Annotated in this window: 15 protein-coding genes and 1 other annotated feature; of the genes, 11 read left to right on the plus strand and 4 right to left on the minus strand. The window is 61.3% G+C overall.

All coding sequences use genetic code 11. The features are described from left to right. Nucleotides 1–4 precede the first annotated feature (4 nt). The 3 genes from F3G95_RS10400 to ribF are packed head-to-tail and all read left to right on the plus strand — an operon-like array spanning nucleotide 5 to nucleotide 2,808. Nucleotides 5–988: a bifunctional oligoribonuclease/PAP phosphatase NrnA gene (locus F3G95_RS10400; RefSeq protein ID WP_149794863.1), complete on the plus strand. Its 984-nt coding sequence runs from the start codon at nucleotides 5–7 to the stop codon at nucleotides 986–988. Then, entirely contained in the window at nucleotides 988–1,872 is an 885-nt protein-coding gene (gene truB, locus F3G95_RS10405) for a tRNA pseudouridine(55) synthase TruB (RefSeq protein WP_149794864.1), read from the plus strand. The genes F3G95_RS10400 and truB overlap by 1 nt, the downstream gene beginning before the upstream one ends. A 9-nt stretch (nucleotides 1,873–1,881) precedes the next feature. Continuing rightward, nucleotides 1,882–2,808 carry a riboflavin biosynthesis protein RibF gene (ribF, locus tag F3G95_RS10410; RefSeq protein WP_149794865.1) on the plus strand — a complete coding sequence of 309 codons (927 nt, stop codon included), beginning with the start codon at nucleotides 1,882–1,884 and terminating at the stop codon, nucleotides 2,806–2,808. 123 nt (nucleotides 2,809–2,931) lie between these two features. Here the strand turns inward: ribF and F3G95_RS10415 are convergent, their stop codons facing one another. Continuing rightward, entirely contained in the window at nucleotides 2,932–4,482 is a 1,551-nt protein-coding gene (locus F3G95_RS10415) for a carboxylesterase family protein (protein WP_149794866.1), read from the minus strand. A gap of 227 nt (nucleotides 4,483–4,709) precedes the next feature. Between F3G95_RS10415 and rpsO the strand changes: the two genes are divergently transcribed. The 8 genes from rpsO to F3G95_RS10455 all read left to right on the plus strand — a co-directional run bounded on the left by rpsO (nucleotide 4,710) and on the right by F3G95_RS10455 (nucleotide 14,128). Continuing rightward, nucleotides 4,710–4,964: a 30S ribosomal protein S15 gene (gene rpsO / locus F3G95_RS10420; protein WP_005933138.1), complete on the plus strand. Its 255-nt coding sequence runs from the start codon at nucleotides 4,710–4,712 to the stop codon at nucleotides 4,962–4,964. A gap of 219 nt (nucleotides 4,965–5,183) precedes the next feature. Beyond that, a complete protein-coding gene (locus tag F3G95_RS10425) occupies nucleotides 5,184–7,328 on the plus strand; it encodes a polyribonucleotide nucleotidyltransferase (RefSeq protein WP_149794867.1) in 2,145 nt (714 codons plus the stop codon). 149 nt (nucleotides 7,329–7,477) lie between these two features. Beyond that, nucleotides 7,478–7,739, plus strand: a binding site (T-box leader). Between the two features lie 113 nt (nucleotides 7,740–7,852). Continuing rightward, the gene (locus tag F3G95_RS10430) at nucleotides 7,853–8,776 is read left to right on the plus strand and encodes a MetQ/NlpA family ABC transporter substrate-binding protein (RefSeq protein ID WP_149794868.1); all 924 of its coding nucleotides are present in this window, start codon (nucleotides 7,853–7,855) and stop codon (nucleotides 8,774–8,776) included. A 24-nt stretch (nucleotides 8,777–8,800) separates the two neighbouring features. Continuing rightward, entirely contained in the window at nucleotides 8,801–9,814 is a 1,014-nt protein-coding gene (locus F3G95_RS10435; protein ID WP_149794869.1) for an ATP-binding cassette domain-containing protein, read from the plus strand. Then, nucleotides 9,811–10,467, plus strand: coding sequence for a methionine ABC transporter permease (locus F3G95_RS10440; protein WP_015565892.1), 657 nt, complete (start codon nucleotides 9,811–9,813; stop codon nucleotides 10,465–10,467). Before F3G95_RS10435 ends, F3G95_RS10440 begins: the two co-directional genes overlap by 4 nt. 250 nt (nucleotides 10,468–10,717) lie before the next feature. After that, nucleotides 10,718–11,992 (plus strand): O-acetylhomoserine aminocarboxypropyltransferase/cysteine synthase family protein, encoded by a 1,275-nt coding sequence (locus tag F3G95_RS10445; protein ID WP_149794870.1) that lies wholly within the window; start codon nucleotides 10,718–10,720, stop codon nucleotides 11,990–11,992. A 109-nt stretch (nucleotides 11,993–12,101) separates the two neighbouring features. Beyond that, a complete protein-coding gene (gene metA, locus F3G95_RS10450) occupies nucleotides 12,102–13,040 on the plus strand; it encodes a homoserine O-succinyltransferase (protein WP_149794871.1) in 939 nt (312 codons plus the stop codon). A gap of 53 nt (nucleotides 13,041–13,093) precedes the next feature. Further along, nucleotides 13,094–14,128 carry a P1 family peptidase gene (locus tag F3G95_RS10455; RefSeq protein ID WP_149794872.1) on the plus strand — a complete coding sequence of 345 codons (1,035 nt, stop codon included), beginning with the start codon at nucleotides 13,094–13,096 and terminating at the stop codon, nucleotides 14,126–14,128. Between the two features lie 340 nt (nucleotides 14,129–14,468). On the opposite strand, the gene F3G95_RS10460 is transcribed toward F3G95_RS10455, so the two are convergent. From F3G95_RS10460 to F3G95_RS10470, 3 genes are read right to left on the minus strand one after another with little or no spacing between them, the layout of a single operon-like run. After that, on the minus strand, nucleotides 14,469–15,047 hold the full coding sequence (locus F3G95_RS10460; RefSeq protein ID WP_149794873.1) for a flavin reductase family protein: 579 nt from the start codon (nucleotides 15,045–15,047) through the stop codon (nucleotides 14,469–14,471). Then, nucleotides 15,044–16,024 (minus strand): glycosyltransferase family 2 protein, encoded by a 981-nt coding sequence (locus tag F3G95_RS10465; RefSeq protein WP_149794874.1) that lies wholly within the window; start codon nucleotides 16,022–16,024, stop codon nucleotides 15,044–15,046. The genes F3G95_RS10460 and F3G95_RS10465 overlap by 4 nt, the downstream gene beginning before the upstream one ends. Before the next feature lie 46 nt (nucleotides 16,025–16,070). Next, entirely contained in the window at nucleotides 16,071–16,757 is a 687-nt protein-coding gene (locus F3G95_RS10470; protein WP_243120095.1) for a Crp/Fnr family transcriptional regulator, read from the minus strand. Nucleotides 16,758–16,873: the final 116 nt, after the last annotated feature.

Here is a 16,873-nt window from a genome sequence, read left to right on the forward strand (position 1 = left end):
TCAAATGACAGAACAGCTCAATGTGCAGCAGATGGCCGAGCGCCTCTGTGCTGCGGACAACATTCTGGTCCTGTGTCATAAAAACCCGGACGGCGACACCATCGGCTGTGGCAGCGCCCTCTGCCACGCGCTCAAGGCGCTGGGCAAGACGGCAGCCGTCCTCTGCTCCGATGCAGTGCCTTCCCGCTACAGCTTTACTGCACCGGTGCCGTTCCGGGGCGAGTTTGAGCCCAAGACCGTTGTGGCCGTGGATGTTGCCAGCGTGCAGCTCTTTGGCGAAAACAACGGCATGCCGCAGTATACCCGCCACGTCGATCTCTGCATCGACCACCACACGGGCAACAGCGGCTATGCGGATTTCACCCTGCTGGACGGCAATGCGGCCGCAGCGGCAGAGCTTCTGTATGAGGTCATCGGCGAGATGGGCGTGGAGATCACCCCCCTCATCGCCAACTGCCTCTACACCGGCCTCGCTACTGACACCGGCTGCTTCCGGTTCTCTTCCACCACTGCCAACACCCACCTCGTGGCTGCAAAGCTCATTCTGGCTGGTGCGCAGGTGGAGGAGCTGAACACCCTGCTCTTCGACACCAAACCCCGGGAGCGGATGGAGGCGGAGCGTATCGCCCGCAACCATCTGGAATATCATCTTGAGGGCCGCTGCGCCCTGATGTATCTGACCCGGGACGAGATCGAGCAGAGCGGCGTGGACCCGGCTGACCTGGAAGAGCTGACCAGCCTGCCCATCAGCATCGAGGGGGTCAAAGTGGGCCTGCTGCTCCGTCAGCAGCCCGGCGGCAGCTACCGCATCAGCGTGCGCGCCGCCAAGGGCGTGGACGCCTGCGCCATCGCACGGCGTCTGGGCGGCGGCGGCCACACCCGCGCAGCGGGCTGTGAGTTGCTGGGCAACCTCGACAACGCCAAGAGCGCCATTCTGGCCGAAGTGGAGGCGGAACTCGACCGCCCCGAGACGCAGGAGGAAAGCTGATGCAGGGCATCCTTATCGTAGATAAGCCGATGGAGTGGACCAGCTTTGACGTCATCGCCAAGCTGCGCGGCATCCTCGGCACCCGCAAGCTGGGCCACAGCGGTACGCTGGACCCCATGGCCACCGGCGTTCTGCCGGTGTTCTGCGGCGGGGCCAGCAAGGCTGTGGACCTTCAGCTCGACCACACCAAGACCTACTGCGCCCGGCTGCGGCTGGGGATGCAGACCGACACCGGCGACATCACCGGCACAGTGCTGGAAACGGCCCCGGTGACGGCAGGGGAGAAGGAGCTGCTGGCTGTTCTGCCCCGGTTCCTCGGCCCCCAGATGCAGACGCCGCCCATGTACTCGGCAGTCAAGATCAACGGCCAGCCCCTTTATAAGCTGGCCCGCGAGGGCGTCACGGTGGAGCGGAAGGCCCGCCCCATCGAGATCCTGGACATCCGGTACGGCGGCAGCCCGGTGGAGAACGAATACGTCCTCACCGTCCGCTGCTCCAAGGGAACGTATATCCGCACTCTGTTGGAGGACATTGCCGCCGCTATGGGCCAGAAAGGCACCATGAGCGCTTTGCGCCGCACGACGGCGGGTGTCTACACCGAGGCCGACGCCCACACGCTGGAAGAGATACAGGCGGCAAAGGACGCAGGCCCCGAGGCACTGCAGGCTTTGATGCTGCCGGTGGAGAGCGTGTTCGAGAGCCTGCCTCTGCTGGTGGCAGAGCCGAGGGTGGAGCAGCACCTGTACAACGGCTGCCCCACCAGCCGCTACCCCGCGGCAGATGGCCGCTACCGTGTCCGCAATGCCGAAGGTCAGTTCCTGGGCCTTGCGAACATCACCGGCGGCGTGCTCAAGGTCGAAAAACTCTTTGTAGAGAGGAATTAAAGAACATTCATGCAGATCTATTCACAGCTTGCGCCGCTTGCGCTGGGCGGTGCCCACGGCTCTGCTGTGGCAATGGGCTTTTTTGACGGCATCCACATCGGCCACCGCGCGGTCATCAATGGCGCAGTGGAGTGGGCCAGGGCCCACGGCGCGGCACCGGCGGTGTTCACCTTCCGCCTGCCCACCGAAAACAAGATGAAGGGCAAGCGCCTGCTCTCCACCGAGGACAAGCACGCCCTCATCGCCAGCCTCGGCGTGGAGCACTATCTCTGCCCCGATTTCGAGGAGATCAAGGCCATGACGCCGGAGCAGTTCGTGCTGGGCATCATCCGGGACTGCAACGCCAGGGCGCTGTTCTGCGGCGAGAACTTCACCTTCGGGGCCAGGGCGGCAGGCACACCGGAGCTGCTGCGTCAGCTCTGCGAGCCGCTGGGCGTGGAGGTCGTCGTCCTGCCGATGGCACAGTTTGAGGAGAAGCCTGTTTCCTCCACCCGCATCCGCACCGCGCTGGAAGGTGGTGACATCCCGGCGGCCAATGCCATGCTGGGGATGCCCTACGCCATCCGCTTCACAGTGCATCACGGGGCGGGCCTTGGCCGGACGCTGGGGGTGCCGACCATCAATCAGCTCTACCCGCAGGGCTTCCAGCTGCCCCGGTACGGCATCTATATCACCCGCACCAGGATAGGGGACAGGTGGTACCCCTCGGCCACCGGCCTTGGCACCCGGCCCACCGTCAACAGCGACGAGAGCAAGGTGACCTGCGAGACCTTCATCCCGGGCTTTACCGGCGACCTTTACGGCACCGACCCGGTGGTGGAGTTCCACGCCTATCTCAGCCCCAGCAAAAAGTTCGACACGCTGGATGAGCTGCGCGAGTGCATCGACCACGCAGCCCAGCGCGCGCAGGAATACTTTGCGGAGCGAACTTTATGAAAAAAGCAAAGATGTATCAGAACAAAGCCGAGATCAAAAAGGCTGTGGGCGGCATCATCCGCTGAATAAAACAAGAACGCACTTCACCGATGAAAGCGATCGGTGAGGTGCGTTTTTGCTTCGTCAGAAGGAGAGACCGGAAAAATAGAGGTGCTCCACCGTTTCCTTTTCGGCGGCGGAGAGGGATGTGTCTGCGGCCATGGCGGCGCGGATACTTTCCTGGGTATCCGGGTAGGAGTTGAGGGTGATGCAGGCTGTTTCGCTGTCGGCATCGAAGTGGAGAGCAGCGCGGTCTTGCGGCGTCCAGGCGTCCCAGCCTGGGGAACCGCTGGTCATGAAACTGGAAAGCGCCTGCTTCAGCCGGGCCGAAAGGGCCTGCGCACCTGCTGAAGACAAATCAGCACAGGCAGAATAGCTGCTTTCGGACGAGAAGAGCGCCAGCGGCAGGCCGTGGAAGGAGCCGAGGCCCGGGACAGCCGTCTGACTGTCGGTCCCGCCGTAGTCGATGAGGCCAAGCCAGACCGGAGCACTGCCGCCCAGCGCTTCGGCGACGGCTTCGGTGCTGCTCCAGCGGCAGAGGGCTGAGCCGTATTTTACGGCATAGGCCCGGGCCGCGCTGGAAGCGGGCCGCAGGTCGTCCCGGACAAAGCCGCTGAATTCGGTGGCGCTGCTGAGCAGCAGGAGGGGGACAGCACTCCGTGCGCCCCGGGAGAGCACCACATCGTCTGCGTAAAGGATGGCTGGTTTGCCGAGGGCCGCAATGCGGGCCGGTTCGAGGCCGCAGAGCCATTCCCGGACGTCCGCCCCCGGCGTCAGCAGCCATTCGGCGGCGGAAGCCGTGTCAGCGAACCGCCCATCTTCCACGGCCAGCGGCGCGAAATTTTCAGCCAGCTTATGGGCGGCGGCGTCCGGGTCGGCGAGGGACAGCCCGCCGGAGATGGCGACGGCCTTCTGGAAGCGTCCGCGGAAGAGCGGACTGCCCGCAAGGGCCGCTGCCATCCGCCCGCCGTCAGAGAAACCGCAGAGGGTGATGTTGTCGGCATCGCCGCCGAAGCGGTGGATATTTTCCTTCACCCAGTCCAGCGCCCGGGCGATGTCCAGCAGGGCAAAGTTTCCGGTGGCGTCCGGGTCGGCAGTGAGGGCGGGCAGACAGTTCCACCCGAACAGCCCCAGCCGGTAGTTGAGCGCGACAAAGACGCAGCCCGCGTCCCGCACGAGTTCGCAGCCGGGCAGCTCGAGAGATGAGCCTGTGGCGGCGCTGCCGTGCAGATAGACGAGGACGGGCCGCTTTTTGGCGTCAGAAGAAGAGTAGACATCCAGTGTCAGGCAGTCCTCGGTGCCGAGGGGGAAAGTGGTGTACTGGTAGGCCGCCGGGGCGGGGCTGGTGCAGTCCCGCACTGTGTCCCAGCAGGCGGGCTCCTGCGGCGCTGTCCAGCGGCTTTCGCCCGTGGGGGCAGCGCCATAGGGGATGCCGTACCAGCAGAGCAGGCCGTTTTCGCCCTCTCTGCCCTTCACCGGGCCGTACTGGGTCTGGCAGAGAGGAGAGACAGGGGAGAACAGGCCGTTTTCGGTTTCAGAAGAAGCCGCATCAGCCGGGAGGAGCGGGCTTGAAAGAACCGCTGCGGCGGCTGCGCTTCCTTTGAGGAAGCTGCGGCGGGAAAAGCAATGTGTCATTCAATCTACCTCTTTATTACAATAGACAGATTATAACATGATTTGACAGGAAAACAACATCCTTATTTTTGCGGATCTGTAAAAATTTTTCTTGCTTTTTACGTTGGTTTCTGTTATACTAGCCCTGTTACCGCGATACGGGGCTGGGAGTATGCCCACTCGGGAGTACCGTTTTCCCGCTGCTGTGTCGCTGGCAAATAAAAATTTTATAAAGAGGTACTGTTACTATGAACAAGCAGGAAGTTATGGCCAAAGTCGCTCTGACCGAGAAGGACACTGGCTCTCCCGAAGTCCAGGTCGCTCTGCTGACCGCTCACATCAACGAGCTGAACGAGCACCTGAAGAAGAACCCTAACGATCACCACAGCCGCCGTGGTCTGATGAAGATGGTTGGCCGCCGCCGCAATCTGCTGGCCTACCTCCAGAAGAAGGACATCGAGCGTTACCGTGCTCTGATCGCAACTCTGGGTCTGCGTAAGTAATAGAAAACAGAGGGCAGGTACCGCAAAGGGTGCCTGCCCTTTGCTCTTTTATGTTGGATTTTCCCTTGTATCCCAGGCACTGGAACAAATAGGCCGCTGCTGCGTGTTGCAGCAGTAAATCGAACGCCTGTGTGAAGCAGCACGGACGCTGGATTTATTGCTATGATGCGCGGCGGGCAGCCTTTTGGAATATCAAACGGACATAAGGAGGCAAACCAAATGGCAATCGAATTTGGTTCCCGCAAAGAAAACTTTGACAACTTCAAAGTTTACGAGACTACGCTGGCAGGCCGCCCCTTCAAGGTGGAGATGGGCAAGATGTGCGGCTTGTCCAACGCAAGCGCCCTCATCCGCTACGGCGAGACCTGCGTGATGTGCAACGTGGTCATGAGCCCCAAGCCCCGCGAGGGCGTCGATTTCTTCCCCCTGAACGTGGAGTACGAGGAAAAGCTCTACGCCGCAGGCCGCATCCCCGGCAGCTTCATGCGCCGTGAGGGCCGCCCCGGCGAGCGCGCCATCCTGACCAGCCGCGTCGTGGACCGTCCCATGCGCCCGCTGTTCCCGAAGGAGATGCGCAACGACGTCTGCATCACCATGACCGTCATGAGCCTGGACCCCGACTGCAGTCCTGAGATCGCCGGCATGATCGGTGCTTCTCTGGTCACCGCTGTGTCCGAGATCCCCTGGAACGGCCCCATCGGCGGCGTGCAGGTGGGTCTGGTGGACGGCGAGATCGTCCTGAACCCCACTCAGGAGCAGCGCAAGAAGAGCGACCTGGCCCTGACCGTAGCCGCCACCATGGACAAGATCGTCATGATCGAGGCCGGTGCCAATGAGGTCGATGAGGACACCATGCTGAACGCCATCAAGGCCGCTCACGTGGAGATCAAGAAGATCATCACCTTCATCAACGGCATCGTGGCCGAGCGCGGCAAGCCGAAGATCGATTTCCAGGTCGTGGGCCTCGATATGGACATGTTCCACGCCATCAAGGAGAAGTATCTCGACGACTTCAAGGCCGCTATGGATACCGACGACAAGAATGTGCGTGATGCCGCTCTGCTGCCCATCATGGACAAGATCGCTGAGGAGTACCCCGACCTGACTGAGGCCGACCTCGACCTCGTCAGCTACAAGATGCAGAAGTACGTCGTCCGCCGCTGGCTGCTGGACGAGGGCAAGCGCGTGGATGGCCGCGGCATCAACGAGATCCGCCCGCTGGCCGCAGAAGTCGGCATCCTGCCCCGCGTGCATGGCTCCGGTATGTTCACCCGCGGCCAGACCCAGGTGCTCACCACCTGCACCCTCGGCGGCACCAAGGACAACCAGCTCATGGATGACCTGACCGACGAACAGACCAAGCGCTACATCCATCACTACAACTTCCCGCCGTACTCCGTCGGCGAGGCCCGCGCACCCCGCAGCCCCGGCCGCCGCGAGATCGGCCACGGCGCACTGGCGGAGCGCGCTCTCGTGCCGGTGCTGCCCTCTCTGGAAGAGTTCCCCTACACCATCCGCTGCGTGTCTGAGGTCCTCTCTTCCAACGGCTCCACCTCTCAGGCTTCCATCTGCGGCTCCACGCTGGCTCTGATGGACGCAGGCGTCCCCATCAAGGCTCCTGTCGCCGGCATTTCCTGCGGCCTCATCACCGAGGGCGACCGCTGGATGACCATGCTGGACATTCAGGGCGTCGAGGACTTCCACGGCGATATGGACTTCAAGGTGGGCGGCACCCGCAAGGGCATCACCGCCATCCAGATGGATATTAAGATCGACGGCCTGACCTACGACATCATCGCCGAGGCCTTCGAGAAGTGCCGCAAGGGCCGTCTGTACATCCTCGATGAGATCATCAAGCCCGTCATCGCAGAGCCCCGCCACGAGCTGAGCCGCTGGGCCCCCAAGATGTTCAGCATGATGATCCCCACCGATAAGATCAAGGACGTCATCGGCAAGGGCGGCAAGGTCATTCAGGACATCTGCGCCACCTGCAACTGCAAGATCGACGTGCAGGAGGACGGCCACGTCTTCGTCTCCGCTGTGGATCAGGAGGACGCAAAGCGCGCCATCTTCACCATCAGGACTATCGTGGAAGACCCCGAGATCGGTGCCATCTACAAGGGCAAGGTCACCCGTCTGATGAACTTCGGTGCCTTCGTCGAGATCGCTCCGGGCAAGGAGGGCCTCGTCCACATCTCCAAGCTGGACACCAAGCGTGTCGAGCGGGTGGAAGATGTTGTTGCTGTGGGTGATGCCATCGTCGTCAAGGTGACGGACATCGACCAGCAGGGCCGCATCAACCTGAGCCGCCGCGACGCCATTCTGGCTCTCGAAGCCAAGAAGGCACAGCAGGAGCAGGGCTGATAGATAAGCTTCTGAATATGCCCCCGCGCACACAGCGCGGGGGCATATTTTGTCTCACGGGCGAAGGATCTTCAATTCCCTACTGAAAAAGTTTGTTTTAAGGGGTTGACAAATCCCGTCGAGGCGAGTACAATAAACGCAATATCACTAAAATGGCTGTGAAGAGAAGAGTAAGCTTTCGCATGAGCCTTACCAGAGAGCCCGGCAGGTGGAAAAGGGCAGGAAACAGGGAGCCGAAAATGGTCTCGGAGCTGCGCGGACGAAGAGCAAGAGCACTAGTCCGCGACGGGTGCGCCCGTTAAAGCGTCCGGCTGTAAGCAGAAAAAATCCTGCCGCAGTTTTGAGGCAGTGTCCGCGAGGATGCTGTGAACCAAGGTGGTACCACGGAAGTTTCAGGCCTCCGTCCTTGTGCAGCGCATGGCTGGCAGGGACGGAGGCTTTTTTGATGCTTCCGTTCAAGGCGGGCGCGGACTGTGCCGCGCCGCCGCTGTACATTATATCCAATAATAGAGAGGGAAAAAACTATGATTACTCGTCGTGATTTTCTGAAAGTTACCGGTGTCGCAGCCGCTGCTGCTGCCCTGACCGCCTGCGGCGGCTCTTCTTCCACCGCAAGCTCTGCTGCTTCCAGCACTGCCGCTTCTTCTGAGGCTGCTTCCGCTGTGGCAAAGCTGGACAAGGTGAAGGTCGCTGTCCCCAACGACACCACCAACGAAGCTCGCGCTCTGACCCTGCTGGAGAAGAACGGCTTCTTCAAGCTGAAGGCTGACGCCGGCCTGACCGCCACCAAGAATGACATCGAGGAGAACCCCCTGAACGTCACCGTCGATGAGGTCGAGGCTGCTCAGGTCCCCAACGTCCTGCAGGACGAGGACTACGCTGTCATCAACTCCAACTACGCCATCTCCGCTGGTCTGGACCCCATGACCGACGCTCTGGCAATGGAGGACGGCTCTTCTGCTTACGTCAATGTTCTGGTCTGCAAGGAGGGCAACGAGAACGAGCCCAAGATCAAGGCCCTCGTCGCCGCTCTGCAGAGCCAGCAGGTCAAGGACTTCATGGATGAGAACTACAAGGGCGCTGTCGTCTCCGTCGTCGAGACCCCGACCGATGGCTATGACGCTTCCATCGACTACGAGGCACTGAACGGCGAGACCGTCAGCTGCGCTGCTACTCCCGCTCCCCACTGCGAGGTCCTGGAGGTCTGCAAGGACATTCTGGCCGCTAAGGGTATCACTCTGGACATTCAGGAGTATGACGACTATGTGATCCCCAACACCATCGTCGAGGACGGCCAGTGCGACACCAACTACTTCCAGCATCAGCCGTATCTGGACAACTTCAACGAGGAGAAGGGTACCCATCTGGTGACCGTCGCCGGCATCCACGTCGAGCCCATGGGCATCTACGGCGGCAAGCAGGACAGCCTGGCACCCATCGTGGGCTGAGCTTTACCAATGAAGGAGTAAATCGTGATCGAGATCAAACACCTTTCCAAGACCTTCCAGATGAAGGACGGCGCGGTGAATGCGCTGAAGAACATCGACCTGACCATCCCCGATGGCTCCATCTACGGCATCATCGGTATGTCGGGCGCGGGCAAATCCACGCTGGTGCGCTGCATCAACCTGCTGGAGCGCCCCACCGAGGGCAGTGTCGTCATCGACGGCACCGCGATGGAGACCCTGTCTCCCGCAGCCCTGCGTGAGCGCCGCCGCGACATCACCATGATCTTCCAGCAGTTCAATCTGCTGATGCAGCGCAGCTGCCTGAAGAATATCTGCTTCCCGATGGAGCTTGCGGGCGTGAAGAAGGCCGATGCCGAAAAGCGCGCCAGGGAGCTGCTGGAAATGGTGGGCCTGCCCGATAAGGCCAATGCCTACCCGGCCCAGCTCTCCGGCGGCCAGAAGCAGCGCATCGCCATTGCCCGTGCGCTGGCTACCAACCCCAAAGTCCTGCTCTGCGATGAGGCCACCAGTGCGCTGGATCCCAACACGACCCACGCCATCCTGACCCTCATCAAGGACATCAACAAGAAGCTGGGCATCACCGTGGTGGTCATCACCCACCAGATGAGCGTTGTGGAAGAGATCTGCGACTCCGTCGCCATTCTGGACGGCGGCGTGGTCGTGGAGCAGGGTGAGGTGCGCGAGATCTTCGCGAATCCCAAGACGGCTGCGGCCAGGCGCCTCGTCGCCCCCAACGGCGGCAGCGCAGCCCGCGACCTCTCGAGCTTTGCGCCCGACGATCACGTGGTCCGTGTTACGTTCAATGGTTCGTCCGCCGCAAAGCCGCTGGTGGCGAGCCTTGCTGCGGAGAAGGGCATCCTCGTGTCTGTGCTCAGCGCCGACACCCGCGATCTGAGCGGCCAGTGCTACGGCTCCATGCTGCTCAAACTTCCCCGTGATACCGAACAGGCAAAGCAGGCTGCGGCCTATATGCGCAGCCAGAATGGTGTGACCGTTGAGGAGGTGACCGGAGAATGAGCTTTGCAGATTATGGCTTCGCCATTTGGGAGACGTTCTACGTGACCGTCCTCTCCACGGCATTTTCTCTGGTTCTGGGCCTGCCGCTGGGCGTTCTGCTGGTGGCTGGCGATAAGGACGGCGTCCTGCCCCTGCCGGGCTGGCTGATGCACATTCTGAACATCGTCATCAACATTCTGCGCAGCGTGCCGTTCCTGATTTTGATGATCTGCGTCTTCCCGCTGACCCGTGCCATTGTGGGCACCACCGTCGGCACCAAGGCCACCATCGTTCCGCTGGTGGTCGCGGCCTTCCCCTTCGTGGCCCGTCTGGTGGAGACCAGTCTGCGTGAGCTGGACGAGGGCGTCGTGGAAGCTGCCCAGAGCATGGGCGCGACTCCCTTCCAGATCATCACCAAGGTCATGATCCCCGAGTGTCTGCCCGGCCTCATTTCCAGCATGACCACTGCCCTGACGACCATTCTCGGCTACTCGGCCATGTCCGGCGTCATCGGCGGCGGCGGTCTGGGCAAGATCGCTCTGTCCTACGGCTACTACCGCTACCAGACCAACATCATGATCGTCTGCGTCGTGCTGCTGGTGCTCATGGTGCAGGTGTTCCAGACCGTCGGTACCTTCTGGGCGACCAGGAGCGATAAGCGGCTGAGAAAGTAACTCCTTCAGTCGCACTTCGTGCGCCAGCTCCCTCGGAGAGGGAGCCTCTGGCAAAGAGGAAAACTTTCCGGTATTGCCAAAGCCTCCCTCTTTGAGGGAGGTGGCAAAGCCGACAGGCTTTGACGGAAGGAGTTCCAGTCTAAGCCCCTGAACGGGAACTAAAATTTAACGTTTCGATTCCCCGCAGGAGGCTCATGCTCCTGCGGGGAATTGTGCTATACAGACAAACCCAGTAAAGGAGTATGTTGCAATGAACCGTGATACCATCTGCGTGCAGGGCGGCTACACCCCCGGCAACGGCGAACCCCGCCAGATCCCCATCATCCAGTCCACTACGTTCAAGTGCGCTACCAGCGAGGACATGGGCAAGCTGTTCGACCTCGAGGCCGACGGCTACTTCTACTCCCGCCTGCAGAACCCCACCTGCGATATGGTGGCGAAAAAGATCTGCGAGCTGGAAGGCGGCACCGCCGCCATGCTGACGTCCAGCGGTCAGGCCGCCAACTTCTTTGCACTGTTCAATATCTGCGAGGCAGGCGACCACATCGTGGCATCCAGCACCATCTACGGCGGCACCTTCAACCTCATCTCCGTCACCATGAAGAAGATGGGCATTACCGCCACCTTCGTGGACCCGCTGTGCAGCGAGGAAGAGCTGGATGCCGCGTTCCAGCCCAACACCAAGGTCGTGTTTGGTGAGACCATCGCCAACCCTGCCCTCACCGTGCTGGACATCGAAAAGTTCGCCAAGGCCGCACACGCCCACGGCGTACCGCTCATCGTGGACAACACCTTCCCCACGCCGGTCAACTGCCGCCCCTTCGAGTGGGGCGCCGACATCGTGACCCACTCCACCACCAAGTACATGGACGGCCATGGCGCTGTGCTGGGCGGTGCCATCGTGGACGGCGGCAAGTTCGACTGGATGGCCCACGCCGAGAAGTTCCCCGGCCTGTGTACTCCCGATGAGAGCTATCATGGCATCACCTACGCGGAGCGCTTCGGCAAAGAGGGTGCTTTCATCACCAAGGCCACCGCACAGCTCATGCGCGACTTCGGCTCGATGCAGTCCCCCATGAACGCCTATATGCTGAACCTCGGCCTTGAGAGCCTCCACGTCCGGATGCAGCGCCACTGCGCCAACGGCATGGCCGTTGCAAAGTTCCTTGAGGCTCACCCGAAAGTGGCTTACGTCAACTACTGCGGCCTCGAGTCCAGCCCCTACCATGCACTGGCCGAGAAGTATCTGCCGAACGGCAGCTGCGGCGTCGTTTCCTTCGGCCTGGCCGGCGGCCGCGAAGCCGCCAGCACCTTTATGAAGGAGCTGAAGCTTGCCGCCATTGAGACCCACGTTGCCGATGCCCGCACCTGCTGCCTGAACCCGGCTTCCAGCACCCATCGCCAGATGAACGACGAGCAGCTGGCCGCTGCCGGTGTGCCTGCTGAGCTGGTGCGGATGAGCTGCGGCCTCGAGAGCAGCGAAGACCTCATCGCCGATATTGCACAGGCGCTGGATAAGATTTAAGAAACACGGTCAGCGCCATCTGCCGGTTTCGGCCCCTTCCCGTGAAAAAAGCGTCTCCGGATGCAGATAAAAACTTCCCGCTAAAACCGTCAAAAGGAGCAACGATGCTATGCCGCTGATCATCCCCAAGACTCTTCCCGCCTACGATGCCCTCTACGAGGAAAACGTCTTCGTCATGCACCGGGAACGGGCGCTTTCCCAGCACATCCGTCCGCTGGAGATCCTCATCCTGAACCTCATGCCGACCAAGATCGCCACCGAGACCCAGATCGCCCGCCTGCTGGCCAATACGCCCATTCAGGTCCACATGACCCTGCTGCAGACGGCCAGCCATGCGGCGACCCATGTCTCTGCGGCCCACCTCGAGGCGTTTTATAAGACCTTTGACGAGGTGAAGAACAACCGCTACGACGGCATGATCATCACCGGTGCGCCTGTGGAGAAGATCGACTTCGAACAGGTGGACTACTGGCAGGAGCTGTGCGAGATCATGGACTTCAGTGAGACGAACGTCTACTCCACCCTTCATGTCTGCTGGGGCGCACAGGCGGGGCTTTATTATCACTATGGCATCCGCAAGCAGCTTCTCGACCAGAAGATGTTCGGCGTCTTCGAGCATAAAGTCACCCGTCCCTCGAACCCGCTGGTGCGCGGCTTCGATGAGGTGTTCTACGCCCCTCACAGCCGCCACACCGGCATCAGCCGGGAGGACGTGCTGAACTGCAAGGCTCTGCGCATCCTCGCCGAGAGCGACGAGGCCGGCCCCTTCCTGATGAGCACCGAGAATGGACGACAGATCTTCGTCACCGGCCACCCGGAGTACGACAAGTACACGCTGGACGCCGAGTACAAGCGGGATGTCGGCAAGGGCCTGCCCATCGCGGTGCCAAAGAACTATTACCCCAACGACGACCCCGAGCAGCCGCCTCTCTTCCGCTGGCGTGCTCACGCACACCTGCTGTATGAGAACTGGCTGAACTACTACGTCTACCAGAATACGCCCTACGACCTGGGCGCTATCAGCAAGGTGGAGCACGAGGAAGAATAAAATCAGCCCTCTCCGTCTGGTGAGGAGGGAGCATTTTTGCAAGGAGGATACTTATGGGAATCGAAGCAAAATGGAAGAGCCGGGGCATCCGGGTAGGCAAACTGCCCTGCGGGCCGCTGGACAAGATAAGCGATGTGCCGGGCGTGACGGTGGGCCACTGCACACTGGCGGACGGCGACGTCCAGACCGGCGTGACCGCGCTGCTGCCCCATCAGGGCGATATTTTTCACGATAAAGTGATGGCGGCCAGCCATGTCATCAACGGCTTCGGCAAGACCACCGGCCTTGTCCAGATCGACGAGCTGGGGACGCTGGAAACGCCCATCCTCTTCACCAATACCCTCAGCGTAGGCACTGTGGAGACAGCGCTGGTGAAGTATATGCTGGATAAGAACCCCGACATCTGCGAGACCACCGGCAGCGTCAACCCGGTGGTCTGCGAGTGCAACGACAGCGGCCTCAACGACATCCGGGGCCTCCACGTCACAGAAGAAAATGTGCGGGCCGCGCTGGCCGACTGCCGCGCCGATTTCGCCGAGGGCGCTGTGGGCGCGGGCCGGGGAATGCGCTGCCACGGCCTGAAGGGCGGCATCGGCTCGGCCTCCCGTGTGGTGGAGCTGGACGGAAAACCGTACACCATCGGTGCGCTGGTGCTCTCCAACCACGCCGTCTTCGATGACCTCGTAGTGGCAGGCACCCCCATCCAGAGCCTGCTGGACGCCCACATCCCGCCCCACGAGGACAAGGGCTCCATCATCACGGTGCTGGCGACGGACATCCCCTTGAGTGAGCGTCAGCTGCGGCGGCTCTGCCACCGGGCGCTGGTGGGCCTGTCCCGCACCGGCTCTTTCTGCGGCAACGGCTCCGGCGAGATCGTCATTGCCTTCACCACCGCCAACCGGGTGCCGCACTACTCCGAAAAGGCCGTTCTGCCGATGGGGATGGTCCACGACGACGCCATCAATCCGCTGTTCCGGGCGGTGGCCGAGTGCGTGGAGGAAAGTGTGCTGAGCAGTCTGCTCCATGCCGAGACGGTCACGGGCTATCACGGCCGGACGGTCAGATGTCTGAGTGATCTGCTGAAATAAAATCGAAGCCGCGGGATGCGCAATGCATCCTGCGGCTTTTGTGATTGCAGATTGTCGAAAACTGTGTTATACTGATTTTGCTGCTTTGGCGGTAAGGCACTGCACATACGGCAGGCGGTTGGCTTACACTTCCCGAAAGGGGGTGAGGCAATGCGGATTACTTTCCATATTGGTGAGTTTACGATCACCATTATCGTGAAAAAACGCTGAACCGCCACCTCGGCAAAGGCGACGGTTCAATTTTTGAGCCATAGTTCTTGAATGAGGCTGACCGCTTGTCGCAGTGCCTTTTCTATTTTTAGTATAGTTTGTTTTACGCGAATTGTCAAGCACGGGGAAGTTATTTCCGCCGTGTTTTTTTCTTCCGCACGCTATAGCCGAAGGTCCCCAGCTTTTTGCCCAGAGCCAGATATTCGCCGTGGCTGTAGACGATGAGCCTGGCCTTGTCGAGGCAGAGCTTACCGTTCTCGTCCAGCAGGCTCTCGTCCACGTCGCAGGCCACTACTTCGGCGAGAAAGAGGTCGTGGCTGCCCAGCGGGATGACCTGCGTGACCCTGCACTCGAGGTTGACGGGGCTTTCTTCGAGGATGGGGCAGTCTGTCAGCACCGAGCCGGGGGCAGAATGGAGTTTGCAGGCCGCGAATTTATCGAAGTCCCGGCCGCTCCTGACGCCGCACCAGTCCACCGACTTCACCAGTGCCTCGGTGGGCAGGTTGATGGCAAACTGGCCGCTCTCCCTGATGAGGTGGTGGCTGTACCGCTCGGGGCGGACGCTGATGGACACCATGCTGGGCTGGGTGCAGATGGTGCCGGTCCAGCCGATGGTGATGAGGTTGGGCTTATCCAGCCCGCCGCAGGAGACCAGCACCGGCGGCTCCGGGTTCAAGAGGGTGCTGCCTTTCCAGCTCTGTTTGCTCATCCGTGATACTTCCTTTCGTAGGGAGCCCATGTGCGCTCGCTGATGATGTAGCGGGGGCGGGCCTTGGTCTCCATATAGATTTTGCCGACGTATTCGCCGATGACGCCCAGACACACCAGCTGGACGCCGCTCATGAAGCAGACGATGCAGATGGTGGAGGCCCAGCCCGCCACGGCGCTGCCCAGAACAGCCTGCACGATGGCCCAGATGACGCCGATGAAGCTGATGAGGCTGACCACGATGCCTGCGCCGGTGATGAGGCGGATGGGCTTGTTCGACAGGCTGGTGATGCCGTCGAAGGCGAGGGCCAGCATCTTGCTGAGGGGATAGTGGCTCTCGCCGGCCAGACGCTCGTGGCGCTCGTAGTAGACGGTGTCGCTGGGGTAGCCCACCAGCGGCACCATGCCCCGCAGGAAGATGTTCACCTCGCGGTAGTCGGCGAAGCTCTCCAGCACCCGGGTGCTGATGAGCCGGTAGTCGGCGTGGTTGAAGACGATGTCCGCGCCCAGCGCGTTCATCACATGGTAGAAGCCCTCGGCGGTGAACCGCTTGAAGAAGGTGTCGGTGTCCCGGCGGCTGCGCACGCCGTAGACTACCTCGGCGCCGTCCAGATACTTTTTGACCATCTCATCCATGGCGTTGATGTCGTCCTGACCATCGCAGTCGATGGAGATGGTGATGTCGCAGCTGCCGCTGTGGAGCGCCTCCATCAGCCCGGCCAGCACGGCGTTCTGGTGGCCGCGGTTCCGGCTCTGGGAGATGCCGATGAAGTGCTCATCCTCAGAGGCGAACTTCTGGATGAGGGACCAGGTGGCGTCGCGGGAGCCGTCGTTGACGAAGAGCACCCGGCTCTTCTCGCTGATAAGGCCCGCTGCGGCGAGGTCGTTTATCTTTTTCAGGAACATGGGGGCCGTGATGGGCAGCACCCGTTCTTCGTTGTAGCAGGGAATGACGATCCATAAAATCGGTTTGGACATGATGAAGTTCTCCTTCTATATAAGGCTCTCCCAAAGGGAGAAGCTGTTACAGCACCATGCGCCGCAGCGCGTCCGGTTCCAGCAGCTTGAAGCTGCTCTTATAGGTCTCGAGCAGGCCGTCCCGCTGCATCAGGCTCAGCTCCCGGGAGAGGGCGCTGCGGTCGCAGTTGAGGTAGTCGGCCAGCCGGATGCGGGAGTAGGGGACGGTGAAGGTGAGGCTGTGATGTACCTCGGCCTCACTGAGCAGGTAGGCGCACACCTTGGCCCGCAGGCTCTTGAGCAGCAGCAGGTCTACCCGGCGGGAGAGCAGGAGGTATTTGTCGCTGATGGTGCGCACAAGATTCTGCAGCACCCGCTGGCGGGCCGGGTCGGCCCCGGGCAGCAGAAGCTTCTCGTAAGGCACCAGCAGCACCTCGCAGGGGGCCGAGGCCACCACCGTCACCGGGCTGGAAAGGCTCGAGCCGCCCAGCACGTCGCCGAACACACCGCCCGGCCCCATCTGGCTGATGGGCAGACGCGCCCCGCTGGCGGCGGAATGATAGGCCTCGATGGCACCGGAGAGCACCACGCCCACCCGGCGGTTCGGCTGTCCGGCCAGCACGAGGGTCTCGCCCCGGCTGTAGGTGCGCAATACGGCCCCCACTTCGCCCAGCAGGACCCGGAGCGCTTCGGCTTCCAGCCCGGCGAACAGAGAGGTGGATTGTAACAGCGGAAGATAATTTTCCATACCCATTCCGTGAGGTTTTCCCCGGGCCCTCACCGCCCTTCTGCGATTCCGTTGCGTGTGCAACGGTATTTTTTCTCTTATTATAGTAAACTTGAGGGCGTAAAGCAAATGGTTTTGCAAAT

Source organism: Faecalibacterium sp. Marseille-P9312 (assembly GCF_902497445.1).
Taxonomy (GTDB): Bacteria; Bacillota; Clostridia; order Oscillospirales; family Ruminococcaceae; genus Faecalibacterium; species Faecalibacterium longum.